This is a genomic window from Flavobacterium sp. AG291, from assembly GCF_003350375.1.
In the GTDB taxonomy this organism is placed as follows: domain Bacteria; phylum Bacteroidota; class Bacteroidia; order Flavobacteriales; family Flavobacteriaceae; genus Flavobacterium; species Flavobacterium suzhouense.
Window position 1 is genome coordinate 85,211 of the sequence record NZ_QQAR01000012.1, and the last position, 21,231, is coordinate 106,441.

A 21,231-nucleotide genomic window follows, 5' to 3' on the forward strand; every position below is an offset into this window, starting at 1 on the left:
GCATGAATACTAAGATATACCGCAATTTTGACGAAATAAACAAAGATCTTGAGATATTTAAAGTAGAAAAAGATTTAGCGTATGCTAAATTTAAAAGAAGCCTTGATGATACTCAGGAAAGCCTTAAACCCATGAACATGATAGGGAAGACCCCTAAGAAGATACTGGGGGTTTTAGGTAAATTTTCAGGACCAATTAAGAGTGTAGCATTAAGCTGGCTCTTTAAAAAGATATTTTAAAAAAGAAATCCCGCTCAATGGCGGGATTTTTTGTTTTTATTCTGTTTCAGGATTTTCATGTTCATGGCTTTCATGAGTATGATGATCATCTTCATTTTTCTTTTTAGTTGCTTTTTTCAGGTTACCTTGTTTAATAGATTCACCTACCTGGTTAGATGCACTAAATGAAGCTACCATATTATTCAGCATATCGCTGCCGGCCTGAGGTGAGTTTGGTAATAATATCAGGTTTGAATTAGTATCAGAACCAATAGCCTGAAGTGTATCATAGTGCTGTGTAACAACAATTAAGGCTGATGCTTCCTGTGAATTGATGCCTACTTCATTTAGTACATTTACGCTTTCTACAAGTCCTCTTGCAATTTCACGACGCTGATCGGCAATACCCTGACCCTGTAATCTTTTGCTTTCTGCCTCAGCTTTTGCTTTTGCTACAATCCTGATTCTTTGTGCTTCTGCCTCATATTCAGCAGCCGATTTTTCCCTGTCGGCAGCATTGATACGGTTCATGGCATTTTTTACCTGGATATCAGGATCGATGTCCGTGATTAGCGTATTGATAATGTCATATCCATAAGTGGCCATAGCCTCATTAAGTTCACGTTTTACAGCAATTGCAATATCGTCCTTACGTTCAAAAACATCATCCAGTTTCAGTTTTGGTACCTCGGCACGAACCACATCAAACACATATGAAGTAATCTGATCGTGTGGGTATTGCAGTTTATAAAAAGCTTCATATACCTTTTCCTGTATCACCACAAACTGAACCGAAACTTTCATTTTCACGAACACGTTCTCTTTGGTTTTGGTTTCAATGATAACATCAAGCTGCTGTATCTTAAGATTTATTCTTCCTGCTATCTTATCGATGATTGGAATTTTAAGTTGCAGACCTGCATGACGAATGCTCAGGAATTTACCAAAACGTTCCACAATTACCGCAGTTTGCTGCTTAACGGTAAAGAAAGAGGATAAAAAAATTAGTACTGCAAAGAACAGTAATACATAGATAAAAATATTTCCCATAATAAAGGTTTTGTTGATTGCTGGTAAGTTACGATTTTCTCTAAAATAAAAAACCTTCCGGTTAGGGAAGGTTTGGTTACTATAGAGTTGCTATTGCTTTTTGTATCCTGCTGATTGTTTCAGCTTTACCTATCAGAGCAATGATATCAAACAAATGTGGCCCTTTTACAGCCCCTACAAGGCTCAAACGTAGCGGTTGCATCACTTTGCCCATTCCTATCTCATTTTCTTCCATCCAGGCTTTTACAATGCTTTCTACATTTTGCGATGAGAAATCAGTAATGTTTTCTAACACGCCAATTAATTTGCCCATAACTTCTGCTGTTTCCGGTTTCCAGTTCTTAGCTGCTTTCTCGTCATAAGCTGTTGGTGCTACAAAGAAAAAGTCTGCAAGATCCCAAAGTTCAGATGCAAAAGATGCGCGTTCTTTTACAAGTGCTACAGCATCGGTTACATAATCAATAGGCTTGTTTATGCCTCTTTCAACAAGTGTATGATTGAACTGTTGTGCCACTACATCATTTGGCTGTCGTGTAAAATACTGGTGGTTGAACCATTTATTTTTCTCCGGGTCAAATTTAGCACCTGCCTTATGTACTCTCTCCAAATCGAATAGTTGTACAAGCTCATCAAGTGTAAACAATTCCTGGTCGGTACCGGAATTCCATCCCAATAAAGCAAGGAAGTTGATAACCGCTTCCGGAAGGAAACCTTTCTCCCTGTAACCTGATGAAACTGTTCCATCAGTATTTTTCCATTCTAACGGGAATACCGGGAAACCTAATTTATCACCATCCCTTTTAGAAAGTTTACCATTGCCAACCGGTTTAAGGATAAGCGGAAGGTGAGCAAACTGTGGAGCTTCCCAACCAAATGCCCTGTATAAAAGTTCATGAAGGGGTAGGGAAGGTAACCACTCTTCACCACGGATAACGTGGCTTGTTTCCATTAGGTGGTCGTCAACAATATTAGCCAGGTGATAGGTAGGCATACCATCGCTCTTAAACAATACTTTGTCGTCAAGCAGATTAGTTTCAAACTTAATATCACCACGAATGATGTCTTTCAGGTGTAATGTCTCATTAACCGGAGTCTTAAAACGGATAACATAATGTTCTCCATTCTCTATTCTTTGCTGCGTTTCTTCGGCACTAAGCTTTAGAGAAGTCTCCATTGTTTCACGAATGGCGTGATTGTAGATGAATGTTTTTCCTTCAGCTTCAGCCGTTGCTCTAAGGGCATCAAGTGCTTCAGGAGTATCAAAAGCATAGTATGCCCAACCATTTTCAATAAGGTTCAGAGCATATTGTTTGTATATTTCTTTTCTTTCGCTTTGGCGGTATGGGCCAAATTTTCCTTCTTTCCCAACACCTTCGTCAAAAGGAATGCCGCACCAGTTTAGCGCTTCGATAATGTATTCTTCTGCACCTTCAACATAACGGTTTTGGTCAGTATCTTCTATCCTAAGGTAGAAAACACCACCATGTTTTTTGGCAAATAAATAATTAAAAAGGGCTGTCCTTACACCTCCAATGTGTAAAGGTCCTGTTGGGCTTGGTGCAAAACGCACGCGAACTTGCTTAGACATTGTTACTTAAATTTAGTGGTGCAAAGATACAATTATCAAATTTCCGTAATAGCTAATTTGAACATCGAATTTGAAGTTATTAACAATAACCGCCGTACTAATGCTGATAACCCGTCATATTATTGGATTTTTTACGTTTAATAGTTCCGCGGAATTTGTATTTTTATCAGTTATTAACAATCGACTGTATTTTGGAAGCAAAAAATGTTATTTATTCCAAGCTGGAAGCCTTCATCAGGAAGTATTATACCAACGAACTTTTACGTGGAACAATACTTTTTGTAGGGCTGGGGCTGCTGTATTTTATTTTCACGCTGCTGGTAGAATATTTTTTATGGTTGCCACAGGGTGGACGTACTGTTTTGTTCTGGATGTTTGTAGTGGTAGAGATTTTCCTGTTGTTCAGGTTTATCCTTTTTCCAACTTTTAAACTTTTCAAATTACAAAAGGGTATTGATTATACTCAGGCATCAGATATCATTGGGAAACATTTTTCTGAAATAAATGACAAGCTTACCAATTTCCTTCAGTTGTCTTCTCAACAGGAACAATCAGAATTGCTGATTGCATCTATTGAGCAAAAAGCAAATAACCTGCAGCCGGTTCCTTTTGGAAATGCAATCAATTTCAGAAAGAATGTAAAGTACATTCCGTATGCTGCAATTCCGTTGTTACTGATTTTATTTTTCATGATCAGTGGAAACTCAAAAGTTATTACTCAAAGTTTTGACAGGGTAATGCATTACGGAAAACATTTTGCACCTCCGGCTCCTTTTGAATTTGTGATTGTTAATAATGCACTGACTGCGCAACAGGATACTGACTTTTTGCTACAGGTAAAAACTCGGGGAAATGTTGTTCCAGAAAACGCCATGATTTCTATTGGCGAAGAAAGTTATTATCTTGAAAATGTTAAGCCGGGAGTATTTCAATATCGTTTTGAGAGGCCTTCAAAAAATATTGAATTTGAACTTAAAGCCAATGATGTTATTTCACAGCCTTATGAGCTGAATGTTGTAGCAGTTCCTACCATTGCTAATTTTGAAATGGTACTTAACTTCCCATCTTATCTTGGTAAAAAGTCTGAAACTGTTCAGGGAACCGGTAATGCTGTAGTTCCGGAAGGAACTAAAGTTACATGGAAAGTACAGGCTTTGGCTACTAACAATATCGAATGGAAAAGCCAGGGACAGTCTTCTGCCTTTGTAAATAGTGAAAACACCTTTGCATTATCTAAAATTATAATGCATAATACAGAATATCAGATACTTACTTCAAATAATAAGGTAAAAAACCACGAAAAACTGCAATATCAGATTACAACCATCAAAGATCAGTATCCAACCATCACTGTTGGTGCTGCACCGGACAGTTTAAAGCTGGACAGAGAAGTGGTTTTAGGTCAGGTATCTGATGATTATGGTTTGACAAAACTTCAGATTGTTTATTACCCACAGGATAATCCTGATGCTGCCAAACGTGGAACACTACCTGTTAAGAAGGATGTTTACGATCGTTTTGTATATACATTCCCTAACGGACTTACGCTTAAAGAAGGTGTGCGTTATGAATACTACTTTGAGGTTTTTGATAATGACGCTGTCAATAATTACAAGTCGGCGAAGTCTTCTGTTTTCTCTCACAAAGAACTTACGCAGGAAGAGAAACGTGAGGAAGCTCTTCAGGAACAAAACAGCAACATCAACAGTCTTGAAAAATCAATCAAAAATCAGGACAAACAATTGAGCGAACTCGACAAGCTTCAGAAGATGGGTAAGGAGAAAGACAACATGGATTTCAAAGACCAGAAGAAGATTCAGGATTTCATCAACCGCCAGCAACAGCAGGATGAAATGATGAAAGAATTTTCTAAAAAGCTTGAGCAGAATTTAGAAAAATTCAATCCGGACAAAAAGGATGAGTTTAAAGAAGAACTGATGAAACGTCTTGAAAAGAATGAAAAAGAAGCAGAAAAAAATCAGAAACTTTTAGAACAGTTAAAGGAACTTACCAATAAATTACAAAAAGAAGAACTGTTTGACAAGGTAGATCAACTTAAGAAAAACAGCAAAGATCAGACTAAAAATCTTGAGCAATTGGTAGAACTTACCAAGCGTTTTTATGTAGAAAAGAAAGCCGAACAACTTGCTGATAAGTTAAAAGAGCTTGGTGATAAACAGGAAAAACTTGCAGACAGCGATAAGAATTCTGCGGATAAACAGGAAGAAATTCAAAAAGAATTCGACCAGATTCAGGAGGAACTTCGTGAACTTGAAAAACAAAACGAAGAACTAAAAAAACCTATGGATATACCTACTGATAAAAATGAGGAAAAGAATGTTGAAGAGGATATGCAGAAGGCATCTGATGAATTGAAAAAAGATCAGAAGGACAGTAAGCAAAAAGCAAAACCAAAACAAAAATCCGCTGCTCAAAAGATGAAACAAATGGGTGGTCAGATGATGCAGATGATGGCAGGTGGAGAGCAGGAACAACTGGAAGAAGATGTAAAAATGCTTCGTCAGATTCTCGATAATCTATTAGCTTATTCATTCTCTCAGGAGGATGTTATGGGTAAGTTTAAAGGCAGTACTACGCATTCGTCTTCGTTCAGCAAAAACCTGAAGAAACAACAGGATCTTAAGCAACAGTTCAGACATGTTGACGATAGTATCTTTGCTATGTCATTACGCAATCCTAAGATTACCGAAAAGATTACTGCAGAGGTAGGGAATGTTCATTATTACATTGACAAAGCTATTGCTGATCTTGCCGATAATATGGTTCCGCGTGGTGTATCTAGCCAGCAATATGCTGTAACTTCTGCCAACAAATTAGCAGATTTTTTAAGTGATGCACTTAACAATATGCAGATGGAAATGCAGGGCTCAGGCATGGGTAAATCCAAACCGGGTAAATCGGGTAAAGGCGATATGCAACTTCCTGATATTATCCAGAAACAGGAAGGCCTATCCAAGAAAATGAAAGATGGCAAGGAGGGTAAAGACGGCAAAAAGGGTGAAGGAAAAGACGGGCAGCCTCAACCCGGAGGTCAGAAAAAAGGACAAGGCCAGGGTCAGGGTGAAGGTAAAAATGGCGATCAGGAAGGCGATGCAGAGAAGCTTTTAGAGATATATAAAGAACAACAGCAGTTGCGTGAGTCGTTGCAAAAAGCTTTAGACAAACAAGGCATGGGAGGTAACGGTCAGAATGCGCTTCGTGAAATGAAAGAGATAGAAAAACAATTGTTGAGCAAAGGCTTTAAAGGTGATGCTGCTGAAAGAATGCAACGTTTAAAACATGAGCTTTTAAAACTTGATAAGGCTGTTCAGCAACAGGGCGAAGAGAACAAACGTCAGTCGCAAACCAATAAAAAAGAATATAACAATAATGCTACTGCTATTCCGGCTGCTCTAAAAGATTATCTGAATAGTGTAGAGATATTAAACAGACAAAGCTTACCTTTGCGCCCAAATTTTAATCAAAAGGTTCAAACCTATTTTAGAAAAGATGATTAGTTTTAATTACGAGACCGATTTTGAGCTTCAGGACGAAGCCAGATATGAAGAGTGGATTTCTGAGGTTATAGAATCAGAAGATAAAACTGAAGGTGAAATCAATTACATATTCTGTGATGATGAATACCTTTTACAAAAAAACATAGAGTTCTTGGATCACGATACGCTTACTGATATTATCAGTTTTGACTATACAATGGGTAATCTTATAAGCGGGGATATATTTATTTCTGTAGAACGTGTTAAGGATAATGCCGCTGATTTTAATGTTTCTTTTGATGATGAATTGCGTAGGGTTATGGCTCATGGTGTTCTTCATTATTGTGGTTACAAAGATAAATCGGATCAAGATTCTAAGGTTATGCGCTCTAAGGAAGATGAGAAAATGAAGCTGTTCCACGTGGAACAGTAGATTAAACATTAATTTTTCGTTACGTTCCACGTGGAACGTTTCGACTTTAAAGCCGAAAGTTTTGAACGTTCCACGTGGAACGTACTGCTTGGCGAAATTTTTTTTCAGCAATTTTTAGCGTTCCACGTGGAACAAAGGAGAATAAAATGTTTAACGAAGTATATGATGTAATTGTTGTGGGCGCAGGGCACGCCGGTTCTGAAGCCGCTGCTGCTGCTGCAAACATGGGTAGCAAAACTCTCCTTGTAACAATGAGTCTGCAAAACATAGCGCAGATGTCGTGCAATCCTGCCATGGGTGGAATTGCCAAAGGACAGATTGTGCGTGAGATTGATGCCCTTGGGGGGTATTCAGGAATTGTCTCTGATAAGACGGCAATTCAGTTCAGGATGCTGAACAAATCAAAGGGTCCTGCAATGTGGAGTCCGCGTGTGCAAAGCGACAGAATGCGCTTTGCTGAAGAATGGAGACTGATGCTGGAGCGTACTCCGAATCTTGATTTTTATCAGGAAATGGTTTCCGGTGTAGTAATTGAAGATGGGAAGATAAAAGGAATCAGAACATCACTTGGGATCGAAATCAAAGCTAAAACGGTTGTGCTGACAAACGGAACTTTCCTGAACGGATTGATTCATATTGGGGAGAAACAGTTTGGTGGAGGTAGGGCAGGTGAGAGTGCTGCTTACGGTATTACGGAGGATTTAGTTCGTGCCGGTTTTGACTCTGGTAGAATGAAGACAGGAACGCCACCACGTGTGGATGGTCGCTCACTGGATTATTCAAAAATGATAGAACAACCCGGAGATGAAAATCCTGATAAGTTTTCTTATTCTGATGTAACCAGGCCACTGGTACATCAGCGTTCTTGCCATATGACGTACACCTCAGAACTTGTTCATGATTTACTTCGTGAAGGTTTTGACCGTTCGCCAATGTTCAATGGACGTATTCAAAGTTTGGGGCCAAGATATTGCCCTTCTATTGAAGATAAAATTAACCGTTTCGCGGATAAAGATCGTCACCAGCTTTTTGTTGAGCCTGAGGGATGGGATACTGTTGAAGTGTATGTAAACGGATTTTCAACTTCGCTTCCGGAGGATGTTCAGTTTAAAGCTTTGCGTTCTGTTGCCGGTTTTGAGAATGTCAAATTCTTCCGTCCGGGATATGCTATCGAATATGATTATTTCCCGCCAACACAGTTAAAACATACGTTGGAAACAAAGCTGGTTGAAGGATTGTTTTTTGCAGGACAGATTAACGGAACTACAGGCTATGAAGAGGCAGCTGCCCAGGGATTGATGGCCGGTATTAATGCTGCGCTTAAAGTGCAGGAAAAAGATCCTTTTATATTAAAGCGTAATGAAGCTTATATTGGGGTGCTTGTTGATGACCTTATCACTAAGGGAACGGAAGAACCATACCGTATGTTTACATCGCGTGCGGAATACAGAACGTTACTTCGTCAGGATAATGCTGATTTCAGGCTTACGCCTTTGTCGTATGAAATAGGCTTAGCTAAAGAAGACCGTTTGCGAAGAATGGAGAAGAAACGTGACGAGTCGGAAGCGTTTGTGAATTTCTTTAAAGAGACCAGTGTCTCTGTTGGAGAAGCAAATCCTATCCTTGAAGCAAAAGGTTCTTCTCCGATGGTGCAGCCGGATAAGATGTTTAAGGTCTTCTCGCGTCCGCAACTAGAGCTTGAAGATATTCTAAAGTTTGAAAAAGTTCAGGAATACATCAAAGAGAATAATCTGGACAGGGAAGTTGTTGAACAAGCCGAAATTCAGGTTAAATATTCCGGGTATATCGAAAAAGAAAAAAATAATGCTGATAAGCTTAACCGACTTGAAGATTTAAGAATACCCGATAATTTTGATTACGACAAGATCAAATCACTTTCGTATGAAGCGAAAGAAAAAATGAAAAAAATCAGGCCCGTTACTATTTCGCAGGCATCTCGCATTAGCGGTGTGTCTCCGAGTGATATTTCGGTGCTTTTAATACATATGGGACGATAATGAGAATGTTTCACGTGGAACGATATAAAAAACCCTTTTTAATGAAAGGGTTTTTCTTGTTTTTGGTTTTTGCCCTTGCAACTGGATGTATTACACCAAGACATACCGTAGAAGTAGGTGATTATTTGCTTTTAGAAAATGGAAAGCAAATTTTAGGTCAAGAAAAGGGGCTTACTTGCTTCTTTTTTGAAAATGATCAGAAAAAAATGCCTTTTCGGGAATTTTTGGTGATAAAATATGGTTTAGGCTATACTGAAGACATTTCGTATAATGTAGATATCGAAGGGACACGATTTAAAGTGTTTTTGTATACAGACGACGAATTGGTTAAATATTACGATCTGACACAATTTATGGTGAGTAATATCGAAACTGAGCCTAACCGAATTGGTTCCAGTACTAATTTTTTAGGAATGTCGGTTATTGACAAGAATAATCAGGATTGCCTTGCAGATAATTCGCTTTACCAAAAGATTGTTATAAATTACCTGAGAGAGTTAAAATACCAATACTACAATTATTAATGGATTTTTCAAAACACAACGTTTACATTACCGTTCAGGATTATTCTGTTTCAGGAGAAAAATTTGAGCTTTTACTGGATGAGGAATACCAATTGCTCAAAACATACCCGCAACCCGCTCCTGAAAAATTAGGGAGCTATTATGAAAGTGATGATTATATCTCGCATACGGATGGAAAGCGTACCTTGTTCGAAAAACTTTACCACACCGTAAAACAGAAAGCTTTACGCGATAAAATCAGTTTATTGGAACAATTTCAGCCAAAAAAAGGAAAATTACTTGATATTGGAGCAGGGACCGGAGATTTTTTGGTTGTAGGTTCTAAAAACGGATGGGATGTAACCGGTTTAGAACCCAGTAGTAAAGCAAAGGCCATTGCCGAGGCTAAAGGAGTAAAGTTTGCTAATGTACTTGCTGATATTCCGGATCATTCAGTTGATGCAGTTACCATGTGGCATGTGTTAGAACACGTGCCCGATGTTGAAGCACAAATTTCAGAGTTAAAGAGAATTCTTAAACCTGACGGTGTTTTGATAATTGCCGTTCCAAATTTTAATTCGTTTGATGCGAAATATTACGGACAATTTTGGGCTGCTTATGATGTGCCGAGACACCTCTGGCATTTTTCAAAAAAATCTATTAAATTACTTTTTAGAAAACAGGGGATGGAACTGGTAAAAATTTTACCGATGAAATTTGACAGTTTTTATGTGAGCCTTTTGTCGGAAAAATACAAAACCGGAAAAATGAGTTTTGTCAAAGGTTTTTGGATCGGATTACGCTCAAATTTGAAAGCGAAACAAAATTTTGAGTATTCTTCGCATATTTACGTTCTAAAAACGATTAAAAATTAAAATAAAGCGTCAGATTTGACGATTTACAGGCTTAATATGGCTTTGGGTTAGCAATTTTCAAACGTTCGGGAGAAGGCTTTATTTAAAGCCGGTTTTGATTGAAGATTCTTATAGGCTCCGTTTAAATCTATAAATTCTTCTTATACATTAAAAAAATGCTAAAAATCCTCTTTTTTTGGAACTTGGCAACTAATTATTACTTTTACGAAAATTTTTAAAATAACACTTAAATCATAAAATGAAAAAATCACTTTTGATATTCGGTTTTGCCCTTGCGGTAATTTCATGTAACAAAGATGCAGGTACGGCAAGTACAGGTTTAAAAACGGCTTATGTAGATACCAACAAAATTGTTCAGGATCTTGAAGAATTTAAAGAGCTGGAGTCGCAAAGCAATACCAAAAGAGAAGTGATGGCTCAGGAACTACAGTCTAAGGCGCATCAGTTTGACCTTGATCGTGCTAGTTTTGCAGAAGAAGCAAGAGCTAAAGGAATGCAATGGGCTCAATTAAAGCAACAAGAGCTTCAGAAAAGAGGCCAGGAACTTCAAATTTCTCAGGAAGCGATGCTTAAGCAGCTTCAGGATGAATTTGGACCTAAAAATGACAGTTTAATCAGCAAAATCAAGAAATTTGTGGCTGATTATGGTAAGAAAAACGGTTATGATTATATCTACGGTACAGGTGATGTTGTAAGCATTATGTATGCTAAAGAAGGTTTCGATATCACGGATAAAATCACTAAAGAGCTGAACGACAAATTTAAAGGCGGTGCTAAAAAAGAAGAAGCTCCGAAAACTGAAGAAAAGAAAGAAGAGAAAAAATAATCTTTTCTAAACGATATAAAAATGCCTCCGAAATTCCGGGGGCATTTTTTTTGGAATTAATTCTGCTTAAAAATGCGTAATTTTCGCGCTTCAATTTACACGCCTCATGGAAAACATCTCAACAGCTGCATCATATGCCTTACGCTTTATAAATCAGACAAATAGGTCTGTTTTTCTTACCGGGAAAGCGGGTACGGGTAAGACAACGCTGCTTAGGGAAATCATTCGTACCACACATAAAAATGTAGTGGTTGTGGCGCCTACAGGCATTGCGGCGCTGAATGCAGGAGGTGTTACGATACATTCAATGTTTCAGTTGCCTTTCGCAGGATTTATTCCGGACATGAATCAGCCACCGCAAGTTTCTGATACTGCGCGGTTTGAAAACAAGGATACCCTTCGCCGTCATTTCCGTATGCGTGCTGATAAACAGTCGGTTATCAATAATCTTGAGCTATTGGTTATTGATGAAGTGAGTATGCTCCGTGCAGATCTTTTGGATGCAATGGACTTTATGCTTCGTTCTGTTCGTAAGAAAAATCTTCCGTTTGGAGGTGTTCAGGTATTATACATTGGCGATCTTTTACAGCTGCCTCCGGTAGTAAAAAATGAGGAGTGGGAAGTATTGAGGAATTATTACAGAGGCAAATTCTTTTTCCATTCGCATGTAGTTCAGCAGGATCCGCCGTTGTATATCGAGCTTGACAAAATCTACAGGCAAACCGATAGTACCTTTATTGATGTACTTAATAATCTGAGGAACAATGTAATAACGGCTAATGACCTCAAAGTACTGAATACATTTGTACAGCCTGATTTTGATTCTACAAAACACTTGGGTTACATAACCCTTACCACACACAATGCAAAGGCTGATGCGATGAACGCGACATCGCTGGAAGAGTTGGATGAGAAACAGTTTATTTTTGATGCTGAAATTGTGGGTGATTTTCCAGATAAAATTTATCCGGTGGAGCAGGAACTGAAACTTAAAGTAGGGGCACAGGTAATGTTCATTAAGAACGACCTGTCTCCGGAAAAGAAATATTTCAACGGGAAAATAGGCGTAATCAAATCATTATCAGATGAAGAGATACTCGTGCATTTTCCGGAAGAAGATGAAACCATTGAGGCTACAAAGTACGAATGGCAAAACGTTCGCTATTATGTTGACGAGGTTACAAAAGAGATTAAAGAAGATGTTTTGGGCACGTTTGTGCACTATCCGCTAAAATTAGCTTGGGCAATCACAGTTCACAAGAGTCAGGGACTTACTTTTGACAAAGCCGTGCTCGATGTCTCGCAGGTTTTTATGCCCGGACAGGCCTATGTGGCTCTTTCGCGTTTGCGTTCGTTAGAAGGGCTTATTTTGCTTTCTCCGATAAGAATGAACGGTATCTCGAGCGATGCCGATGTAATAGATTACGCAGCGGGCAGGGCAGAAGAGGGTGAACTTGAAAATTCCCTTAAACAGGAAACGGAACGGTTTATTGCCAACTTCCTGATAAACAGTTTTGAATGGAGCGATCTGGCTACTGAATGGCAACGCCACAAGATGAGTTACCTGAGTGAAGGGCCTAAATCGCTTAAAGCCGGATATCGTGAATGGGCAAATCGTCAGGATAATAATATCCACGGTTTGCTGGATGCTGCACAAAAATTCAGGATGCAGCTCAACAGGCTTTTCAGTCAGCCGCAAATTGACATGAAGTTTGTGGGTGAGCGCGTAACGGCGGCAGTAAACTATTTTTTCCCGGTGATGGATGCCATTGCGACCGGTCTTTTTGAAAAAATGGAAGAAGTAAAACGCATTCGCAAGGCTAAAGGATTTTATGAAGAACTGGCAGAACTTGAAGAAAACCAGACTGCAGCGGTAATACGGCTGATGAAATCGAAACTACTGATGGAGGTCGTAAATGATGGACAGCCAATCAGTCGTGAGAATCTGGTATCGCCGGAAATACTTTCATACAAAACGAAAAAACTGGATGTTATTCGTGGAACAATGAAACAGCATAATGCTTCGCTGCTTGAAGAACCGGAAGACGATTACGTAACAGAACGTTATGCCCCGAAAAAGAAGAAATCTACAGAGCCTAAAAAAACTACGCTGGAAGAAACGCATGAGCTTTGGCTGCAAAAAATGTCAGTTGAAGATATAGCGCGCGTCAGGAAATTAACCGAAACAACGGTTTTAAGCCATTTTGCAGGCCTAATACAGGGCGGAAAAGTAAAAGTAGAGGAAATGCTCTCGAAAGATAAAATAATCGCCCTGAGCGAAGCTTTTAAAGGATTTGAAGGTGAAGGTCTGGGAACTCTTAAGGAAAAGTTTGGCGATGAGTTCTCGTGGAGCGAATTAAAGCTTTACAAAGCCAGCCTTAGGGAATAAAAAAAGCGAACCAAACGGTTCGCTTTTTTATGAAGTATGATTTCTAAAATCGAATTGTCTAACAGTCTAAAAATCCAACAATCGAATAATCTGTGATTATAACCATGTAAGAACAAGAACTGCAGGGATAAAATAAATAACAATCGTTCTGGCACCGTCATATTCTTTAGCCATACGCTGGCCTAAAAGAAGGAACAACAATGTTACGCATGAAACAAGGCTTCCCCAGAAAGCGAATTCGGTTTCCCCGTTCATGATCATCTGGATAGCACCGATAACCGAAAAGGCTCCTGCAAAAACTTCAAGCACAAGGATAAGGAACAATGATTGCGGTACCATGTTTTTGATTGGTGTTTGTGCAAAGTGGCCTTTAAGCCATTCAACGTTTCCTTTCCAGTCAGCTACTTTATCATAGCCTGATTGTATGAAAGTTATACCCAAAAAAATCAAGGTGATAATGGTTGCGATGTGTGTGTACATAATGTTATTTTTTATGGATTAATCGTGTAAGTTTTATGGATAAGTCGGTTAAAATAATTTTAGCATTCCCGTTACGCTCAATGTGATACAGTGCGTCGCTAAGCTCTTTGAATATGTCGTTTATGTTGTTGCCGTTTACAAAAGGCGCAAAATTTTCAAGCTTGAATTTATCTACGGTCGGTTCCATGAAAACAAGTTCCTTAGCATTATAATTCAGCAATAATGCCTGACGGAACATATCGATGCAGAAATTCAGGAATTGTTTTTGAGCCTCACGGCCAATACCTGCAATAGCCTCGCTCCAGGCAATAAGATCCTGAATGGCAGCGGCATTACCCTTAGCACGGAAAGCGGCACGCACCCACATAACAAACCATTCTTCAAACGGATTGTCGTCATCGGTTTTATTCAGCAGGTGTAACGCTTTGTTATAGTTGCCCTGCGCCTGATGGGCAATTTTTAAGGCAGCACGCTGTTCGATATTTTCACGTGAAACAAGCGCCTCTACAATGGCTTTTTCTCCGAGCGGGCCAAAGTTAAGCACCTGGCAGCGTGACAGTATGGTTTGCAATATATCGTCCTGGCTTTCGGCAATGAGAAGGAAAACCGTTTTTTCGGGTGGCTCTTCCAGCAGTTTAAGCAGTTTGTTGGCTGTGGCCGTATTCATTTTGTCGGCCATCCAGATGATCATCACCTTATAGCCGCCTTCATAGGCTTTTAGCGAAAGAGATTTTACGATCTCGGTAGCTTCGTCAACACCAATCTGTCCCTGTTTATTCGCTATATCAATCTTTTTATACCAGTCGAAAAGACTGCCGTAGGGAGTTTCCTCTACGAACTCACGCCAGGCCTTTAAAAAATTGGCACTCACAGGGTGGCTTTTCACATCGCTGTTTGTTGACACCGGAAAAACAAAATGCAGATCGGGGTGCGACAGATTACGGAATTTCAGATTACAGGCTTCATTGCCATTGGTGTTCTCGCCGCCGGAGTTAGCACACAAAATATATTGCGCATAGGCAATAGCCATAGGTAAAGTACCTGAACCTTCGGGTCCTATGAAAAGTTGCGCGTGTGGAATACGCGATGATGAAGCACTCGTAGTAAGGTGGCTTTTAATATGTTCCTGTCCTAAAATTTCTGAGAAAAGCATGGGGCAAATATAACATAAACTTGCTAAGTCGCTGAGTTAAGAAATTACAGCTTTTTATTCATAAACGGCGTGCTGTACTTTCACGCCATTTCGTTTTGCCGGGAAATCGTTTAAAATTATCAGGTAACTGATGTATTCAGAAGCTTTTACCAAAAACATTTCTTTGGGTTTATGTTGTTCCAGTCCTGATTTGAGAGGACAATCGGGCATATCTTCTGTATTTATTTCGGCTTCATTCGTAAAATGAACAGGGTCGGAGTACCGTTCGGCAAGTTCCTGAAAAGTAAAACCAGATTCATAATTTGCCAGTATTGTTTTTTGTGCGGATTCTATTTCGGCTTCGGGTTGTTTGCGGTTGTCAAAAAAAATCATGGAGCAGTTATATATCACCTCATGGCTGGAACCAATAACTTTGTGTAAATCATGACCGTTTATAATTATATCCCCCGGTTTTTTTAGAGAATACATTTTAAAGATCTCCCCGTCATCTTCGTAATAAGTAAATGAAGATGTAATTTCTTTGTTTTTGTCAAAATAGTCTCTTGCTTCCTGTTCGGTAGGTGGTTGTTTTTGGGCAATTCCAACGGATGAAACAAACACAGAAAGAAGCAAGAGATAATATTTCATGTTGTTAGTATTGGTTAGGAACTTTTATAAGCGGCATATTCTACACGAATAGCTTTTATGGTTTGGTTCTCGGCATTTTTTTTAACGATGTGGTACCATCCCTTTTCGGCTGTAATAACGGTAAATACTTCACCGGCAGTATGTTCTTTAACCGCTTTTTCAAAAGTACCCACCATTTGCCCGTCCGTAAATTTCATCTCGGCAGCATTGGGATTCTTATCCATCGAATATTTTTTTATCAGGTCGGCAAAGGAAGTACCGCTGTTATATTCGGCAAATATTTCATTGGTTAGCCTGCTTATTTCCTCCTGAGCTAATTTTTTACCGTCCAGATAAATATAGCCAGCGTTATATGCAGTGGCCGATGTTGTTTCAATAAATTTATAAATATTCTTACCATCTACCACGACATCTCCGGGTTTATGGTTTTTCAGCAAATCGAATTTTTTATCCAGTTCGCTGATGTCAATTGTAGGATTTATGTGGCTTTCAATATAGTCTTTCGCCTGCGTGGGCGTTGGTATTTCCTGAGCTTTAGCTGTAAGCCAGAAAACGGGAACCAGAAGTAATGCAATTGTTTTCATAATTAGGGGGTATTTATGTTAAACAAAAAGGGTGAAATTACATTATTAGTTTATTCCGGTAATTTAATAGTAATGGATGCATTTCTTTCGGCAACTATAGGCCTATTTTTTTCATATCAAGCATTTAATGAAATCTAATATAAGATAAATCCTGTTACGAAATGCACACGAATACGTTTTCGTGAAAGATTAATTCGAATTTTCATTACATAAAACTTCCATTTCATGTAATAAATTCAATTTTAACACCTGTGTAAATCACTGGAATTCAATACTATAAAATAAGTTTAAAAATCTTTTTGAACAACTTATTGGCTATTTATTAACAGAAAGGCATATATTTGCCTTTCTACAATATCTAATAAAAACTAAAAGCCCATTAATGAAAACTCTTGCCGATATCAATTTTGCGAATAAAAAAGCCGTAATCCGTGTAGATTTTAATGTACCTCTGGATGAGAACTTTAAAGTAACTGACACTACCCGTATTGAAGCTGCTAAGCCAACAATTGATAAGATTCTTAAAGACGGTGGCAGTGTTATCCTTATGTCGCACTTAGGCAGGCCGAAAGGTGTTGAAGAGAAATATTCGCTGAAACATATTGTAGATAAGACATCTGAAATATTGGGTGTTAAAGTAAAATTTGTAAACGACAGTATAGGTGCTGAAGTAGAGCAGGCTGCAAAGGATTTAAAACCCGGAGAAGTGCTGCTTTTGGAAAACCTTCGTTTTTACAAAGAAGAAGAAGCTGGTGATGAAGGCTTTGCAAAAAAACTTGCAGGCTTAGGAGATGTTTATGTGAATGATGCTTTTGGTACGGCTCACCGTGCTCACGCTTCTACAACAATAATTGCAAATTATTTTCCTGAAAATAAAGTTTTTGGCGAGCTTCTTGCTAAGGAGATCGAAAGCCTTGACAAAGTATTAAGAAACAGTGAAAAGCCGGTAACGGCAGTATTGGGCGGATCTAAAGTTTCGTCTAAGATCACGGTTATTGAAAATATACTTGACAAGGTAGACCACCTGATAATTGGAGGAGGCATGACCTTCACATTTATCAAGGCTCAGGGCGGAAAAATTGGCGACTCAATATGTGAGGACGACAAGCAACAACTTGCCCTTGATATTTTGGCAAAAGCCAAAGAGAAGAACGTACAGATTCACCTGCCGGTAGATGTTATTGCTGCTGATGGCTTCAAGAACGATGCCCAAACACAGGTTGTTGATGTAACTGCGATTCCTGACGGTTGGCAGGGGCTTGACGCAGGGCCAAAATCGTTGGAAAACTTTAAGAAAGTTATCCTTGAGTCCAAAACCATTCTGTGGAATGGTCCGCTGGGCGTATTTGAGATGGAAAACTTTGCCAAGGGCACTATAGAGCTTGGTAATTTTATTGCAGAAGCTACTAAAAACGGCGCTTTCTCTCTTGTAGGAGGAGGTGACTCTGTAGCAGCCGTTAAGCAGTTTGGCCTGGAGCCAAAAATGAGTTATGTGTCTACCGGAGGAGGTGCCATGCTTGAAATGCTTGAAGGACGCACACTTCCTGGTATCGCAGCGATACAAGGGTAGTAGTGTTAAAGTTTATAATAGAAATCCAAAATTAAAGTTATCATACTTTGTTACTTTGTAATGCATTGTAATTTAACTGATTAAAAAAAGTAAATTAGATGAGTAAAAAGAAAACATTGTCACTGGTCTTTGCACTTTTCTCGTTTGCGGCATTTGCCCAGGAGAGTGCTCAGGCTGACATTACACCGGTTGCCCCAATTGCTAAAATTTCGTTCTTAGATTCTATTAAATCTACTTTCATCCGCCATAGCGAAATGGCTTGTGTTGACAGCCTTTGGATACAGGAACTTACGAACCAGGAGCTGTTTAACAACATGCAGGAAGACCTGTTAAGGGTTAACCCTGACATTGATGTAGATTTCAATCTTTCCAGTGAGGTTCTTAAAGAAAGGCTTGCTAAAATGGATGCTAAATCTCCATTTAATATTGAATATAGCAAAGGCCTTGAGAACATCATTAAATCGTATCTTAAAAACAGGCCAAGGTCATACGAAAGACTAATGGCTATTTCTGAATATTATTTCCCAATGTTCGAAGAGTACCTTGCTAAATACAATGTGCCTATCGAAATTAAATATCTTGCTGTTATTGAGTCGGCACTTAATCCACGCGCTAAATCCCATGTAGGCGCTACAGGACTTTGGCAGTTTATGTATCCTACAGGTAAACAATACAACCTTGAAGTTAACAGCTATGTAGACGAAAGAAGCGATCCTCTTAAAGCTACTGAAGCTGCTTGTCAATACCTTTCAAGCCTTTACAACATTTTTGGAGACTGGGACTTGGTACTAGCGTCATACAATGCCGGTCCGGGTAACGTAACCAAAGCTATACGTCGTTCAGGGTCATATAGCAATTACTGGAATATACGTAAGAACCTTCCTAAAGAAACTCAGGCGTATGTACCTACTTTCTTAGCTACGATGTACATTTATGAGCATGCTAAAGAACACGGAATTAAAGCTAAAAAAGCACCTCTCACTTATTTTGAGACTGATACTGTGATGGTAAAACGTCAGATGTCTTTCAAACAAATTGCCCAGTTGCTGGATGTTCCGGTTTCTCAACTGCAGTTGCTAAACCCTATTTACAAACTGGATGTTATTCCTTTTACAACTGAAAAAGCTCATTACCTGAGGCTTCCTAAAGATAAGATAGCGTTGTTTGCATCTAACGAAAAAGGAATCTATGCTTACATTGATTATGAAGATAATAAAAGAGAAAAACCATATTTCTTAGACAAACCGGAAACAGCAATTGCTTCGGTTAGAAAAGACAGTACTTCATCTAAAGCATTAGCTTCTAACGGGTCTTTCAAAAAAGAAAAGACTATCAGTACTAAAACTTACAGAGTGAAAAGGGGTGATAACCTTGGTGAAATCGCATCCAAATATGATGTTAGCATCACTGACTTAAGAAAATGGAATAAAATAAAAGGCAATAACATTCAGGCAGGTCAAACGTTAAAGATACAGAAAACAATAATGGTTACTACACCTGTAAAAGAAGAGGCTATTGCCGCGAAGAACACTAAAGATTCTGTAAATAATAAAGCTAATGCTGCTGTTGCCAATGCAAAAACGGCTGTGGCTTCTAATACTGAAACACAGGATACTGAAGAGGAAACTACAGAAGCAGTTGTTTCTGAACCAAAAACGGCCGTTGCCGCTACTACACCGGCATCTGCAAAAAAAGCAAAAGAATATAACTACGAGCAGCAACGTGATTATATTGTACAAAAAGGTGATTCGTTGTTCAGTATTGCAAGAAAACACCCTGGTGTAACGGTTGAGAACCTTAAAAGCTGGAATAAGATAAAAGGTGAAAGCATACAGCCCGGCATGAAACTTAAAGTTGGCGAAGGCCAGGTGAACTAATTTCTTTTGAAAATCGTATTTTGATGATAAGGCTTAAACAAACCCTTGTTTTGGTTTTTGTTCTTTGCTGTATTGCCTGCAAAAAGGATAAGCATGACGATGCCGATGCCTCAAAAGGCAATATCAATGAAATATCGATTGTGATAAGCGATGTGCTCTGGAACGGTGAAGTGGGCGACAGCCTGCGTAAAAGACTTGCCGCTCCGGTAGACGGGCTTACCCAGGAGGAACCGCTTTTTACACTAAATCAATTGCATGATAAATCGTTTGACGGCTCTTTAAAAAAGGGCCGTAACATTATCATGATCGACAAGGACAATGATGCCAAAAAAGGGTTCAGTTTTGTCCGCAATAATTACTGTGCTCCGCAAAACGTATTTACAATCAAAGGCAAATCGATAGACGAAATACTCGAACTTATCGATATGCATTCAGATGAAATAATACGTACCATCAGGCAGACCGAAATTGCCGAAAACCAACAACGTAATATCAAGAACGGGCTTTTGGATCAAAAGATAATCCTGAACCAGTATAATATTGATATTAAAGTTCCTTCTACCTATCGTTATGCTGTAAAAAATAAGGATTTTATATGGCTGAAGAAAGAAATTACGAGTGGTAACACCAACATTCTGCTTTACAAAGTACCATTTGAAGTTATTGAACGCAATAAGACCATCGCGACTGATATTATAAAAATGCGTGATTCTGTTGGAAGCCGATATATACATGGCAAGGAAGCCGGTACTTATATGGTAACTGAAGAAGCTTACTCACCCTATTTTTTTATGACGAGCTTTAACGATAAGAGTGCTTTTGAAACCCGAGGTAACTGGGAAATGAAAAACGACTTTATGAACGGTCCTTTCCTGAATTATGTCATTAGGGATAATAAGCACAACTGTTATCTGGTTATCGAGGGTTTTATTTATAGCCCTTCATCTCCTAAACGTGATTTGATTGTAGAACTCGAATCAATTATTAAGTCTGTAAAATTTACATGAAGCCGGAATTCAAAATAAAGCGATTTAACGAGCTTTCTCTTTCTGAGCTATACAAAGTTCTGCAAGTGCGCTCTGAAGTGTTTGTAGTGGAACAAAACTGCGTTTATCAGGATATAGATGGTAAAGATGAGAAGGCATTACATGTACTTGGCCTTTTAGAAGGTGAAATCGCGGCATATAGCCGTATTTTTTCACCGGGCGATTATTTTGATAATGCTTCGATAGGAAGGGTAGTAGTAAACCCAAAGTTCCGCGACCGTAAATGGGGTCATGACCTTATGATTGCTTCAATTGCCGTAATTCAGGAACATTACAATACACCAGCCATAACCATATCGGCGCAACTATACCTCAAAAAATTCTATGAGGGCCACGGCTTTGTACAGGATGGTGAACAATATTTGGAAGATGACATACCGCATATCAGGATGCATCGTTTATAGTGTTCAGTGTTCAGTGTTCAGTGTTCAGTAAAGTGAATTCATAAAGTTAGAAATAAAAAAAGCAGAACTATATAGTTCTGCTTTTTTACTTTT

General features: G+C 38.8%; 18 protein-coding genes. 12 read left to right on the forward strand and 6 right to left on the reverse strand.

Annotation, left to right across the window (positions count from 1 at the left end; all coding sequences use genetic code 11):
* Window positions 1-2 precede the first annotated feature (2 nt).
* Window positions 3-239 (forward strand): DUF6327 family protein, encoded by a 237-nt coding sequence (locus tag DEU42_RS13010; RefSeq protein WP_114758743.1) that lies wholly within the window; start codon window positions 3-5, stop codon window positions 237-239.
* A gap of 36 nt (window positions 240-275) precedes the next feature.
* On the opposite strand, the gene DEU42_RS13015 is transcribed toward DEU42_RS13010, so the two are convergent.
* Window positions 276-1,268: an SPFH domain-containing protein gene (locus DEU42_RS13015; protein WP_114758744.1), complete on the reverse strand. Its 993-nt coding sequence runs from the start codon at window positions 1,266-1,268 to the stop codon at window positions 276-278.
* 79 nt (window positions 1,269-1,347) lie between these two features.
* A complete protein-coding gene (gene gltX, locus DEU42_RS13020; protein WP_114758745.1) occupies window positions 1,348-2,856 on the reverse strand; it encodes a glutamate--tRNA ligase in 1,509 nt (502 codons plus the stop codon).
* A gap of 191 nt (window positions 2,857-3,047) precedes the next feature.
* Between gltX and DEU42_RS13025 the strand changes: the two genes are divergently transcribed.
* From DEU42_RS13025 to DEU42_RS13055, 7 genes are all read left to right on the forward strand, one after another.
* Window positions 3,048-6,374 carry a DUF4175 family protein gene (locus DEU42_RS13025; RefSeq protein WP_114758746.1) on the forward strand — a complete coding sequence of 1,109 codons (3,327 nt, stop codon included), beginning with the start codon at window positions 3,048-3,050 and terminating at the stop codon, window positions 6,372-6,374.
* Window positions 6,367-6,786: an rRNA maturation RNase YbeY gene (ybeY, locus tag DEU42_RS13030; RefSeq protein ID WP_114758747.1), complete on the forward strand. Its 420-nt coding sequence runs from the start codon at window positions 6,367-6,369 to the stop codon at window positions 6,784-6,786. The genes DEU42_RS13025 and ybeY overlap by 8 nt, the downstream gene beginning before the upstream one ends.
* 146 nt (window positions 6,787-6,932) lie before the next feature.
* On the forward strand, window positions 6,933-8,804 hold the full coding sequence (mnmG, locus tag DEU42_RS13035) for a tRNA uridine-5-carboxymethylaminomethyl(34) synthesis enzyme MnmG (RefSeq protein ID WP_114758748.1): 1,872 nt from the start codon (window positions 6,933-6,935) through the stop codon (window positions 8,802-8,804).
* 41 nt (window positions 8,805-8,845) lie between these two features.
* Window positions 8,846-9,328, forward strand: coding sequence for a hypothetical protein (locus DEU42_RS13040; protein WP_114758749.1), 483 nt, complete (start codon window positions 8,846-8,848; stop codon window positions 9,326-9,328).
* Window positions 9,328-10,182 (forward strand): class I SAM-dependent methyltransferase, encoded by an 855-nt coding sequence (locus DEU42_RS13045; RefSeq protein ID WP_114758750.1) that lies wholly within the window; start codon window positions 9,328-9,330, stop codon window positions 10,180-10,182. The genes DEU42_RS13040 and DEU42_RS13045 overlap by 1 nt, the downstream gene beginning before the upstream one ends.
* 238 nt (window positions 10,183-10,420) lie before the next feature.
* Window positions 10,421-11,008, forward strand: coding sequence for an OmpH family outer membrane protein (locus tag DEU42_RS13050; RefSeq protein ID WP_114758751.1), 588 nt, complete (start codon window positions 10,421-10,423; stop codon window positions 11,006-11,008).
* 106 nt (window positions 11,009-11,114) lie between these two features.
* Window positions 11,115-13,397 (forward strand): helix-turn-helix domain-containing protein, encoded by a 2,283-nt coding sequence (locus DEU42_RS13055; RefSeq protein ID WP_114758752.1) that lies wholly within the window; start codon window positions 11,115-11,117, stop codon window positions 13,395-13,397.
* A gap of 96 nt (window positions 13,398-13,493) precedes the next feature.
* On the opposite strand, the gene DEU42_RS13060 is transcribed toward DEU42_RS13055, so the two are convergent.
* The 4 genes from DEU42_RS13060 to DEU42_RS13075 are packed head-to-tail and all read right to left on the reverse strand — an operon-like array spanning window position 13,494 to window position 16,241.
* A complete protein-coding gene (locus DEU42_RS13060; protein ID WP_114758753.1) occupies window positions 13,494-13,877 on the reverse strand; it encodes a DoxX family membrane protein in 384 nt (127 codons plus the stop codon).
* Between the two features lie 4 nt (window positions 13,878-13,881).
* Entirely contained in the window at window positions 13,882-15,030 is a 1,149-nt protein-coding gene (locus DEU42_RS13065) for an ATP-binding protein (RefSeq protein WP_114758754.1), read from the reverse strand.
* Between the two features lie 54 nt (window positions 15,031-15,084).
* The gene (locus tag DEU42_RS13070; RefSeq protein ID WP_114758755.1) at window positions 15,085-15,657 is read right to left on the reverse strand and encodes a hypothetical protein; all 573 of its coding nucleotides are present in this window, start codon (window positions 15,655-15,657) and stop codon (window positions 15,085-15,087) included.
* Window positions 15,658-15,671: 14 nt separating this feature from the next.
* Window positions 15,672-16,241, reverse strand: coding sequence for a peptidylprolyl isomerase (locus DEU42_RS13075; protein ID WP_114758756.1), 570 nt, complete (start codon window positions 16,239-16,241; stop codon window positions 15,672-15,674).
* 382 nt (window positions 16,242-16,623) lie between these two features.
* Here DEU42_RS13075 and DEU42_RS13080 point away from each other — a divergent pair, with 382 nt between their 5' ends.
* The 4 genes from DEU42_RS13080 to DEU42_RS13095 all read left to right on the forward strand — a co-directional run bounded on the left by DEU42_RS13080 (window position 16,624) and on the right by DEU42_RS13095 (window position 21,138).
* Entirely contained in the window at window positions 16,624-17,811 is a 1,188-nt protein-coding gene (locus DEU42_RS13080) for a phosphoglycerate kinase (RefSeq protein ID WP_114758757.1), read from the forward strand.
* Between the two features lie 98 nt (window positions 17,812-17,909).
* Window positions 17,910-19,688 (forward strand): lytic transglycosylase domain-containing protein, encoded by a 1,779-nt coding sequence (locus DEU42_RS13085; protein WP_114758758.1) that lies wholly within the window; start codon window positions 17,910-17,912, stop codon window positions 19,686-19,688.
* A gap of 23 nt (window positions 19,689-19,711) precedes the next feature.
* Window positions 19,712-20,695, forward strand: coding sequence for a DUF4837 family protein (locus tag DEU42_RS13090; protein ID WP_233506678.1), 984 nt, complete (start codon window positions 19,712-19,714; stop codon window positions 20,693-20,695).
* The gene (locus tag DEU42_RS13095; protein ID WP_114758760.1) at window positions 20,692-21,138 is read left to right on the forward strand and encodes a GNAT family N-acetyltransferase; all 447 of its coding nucleotides are present in this window, start codon (window positions 20,692-20,694) and stop codon (window positions 21,136-21,138) included. The genes DEU42_RS13090 and DEU42_RS13095 overlap by 4 nt, the downstream gene beginning before the upstream one ends.
* Window positions 21,139-21,231: the final 93 nt, after the last annotated feature.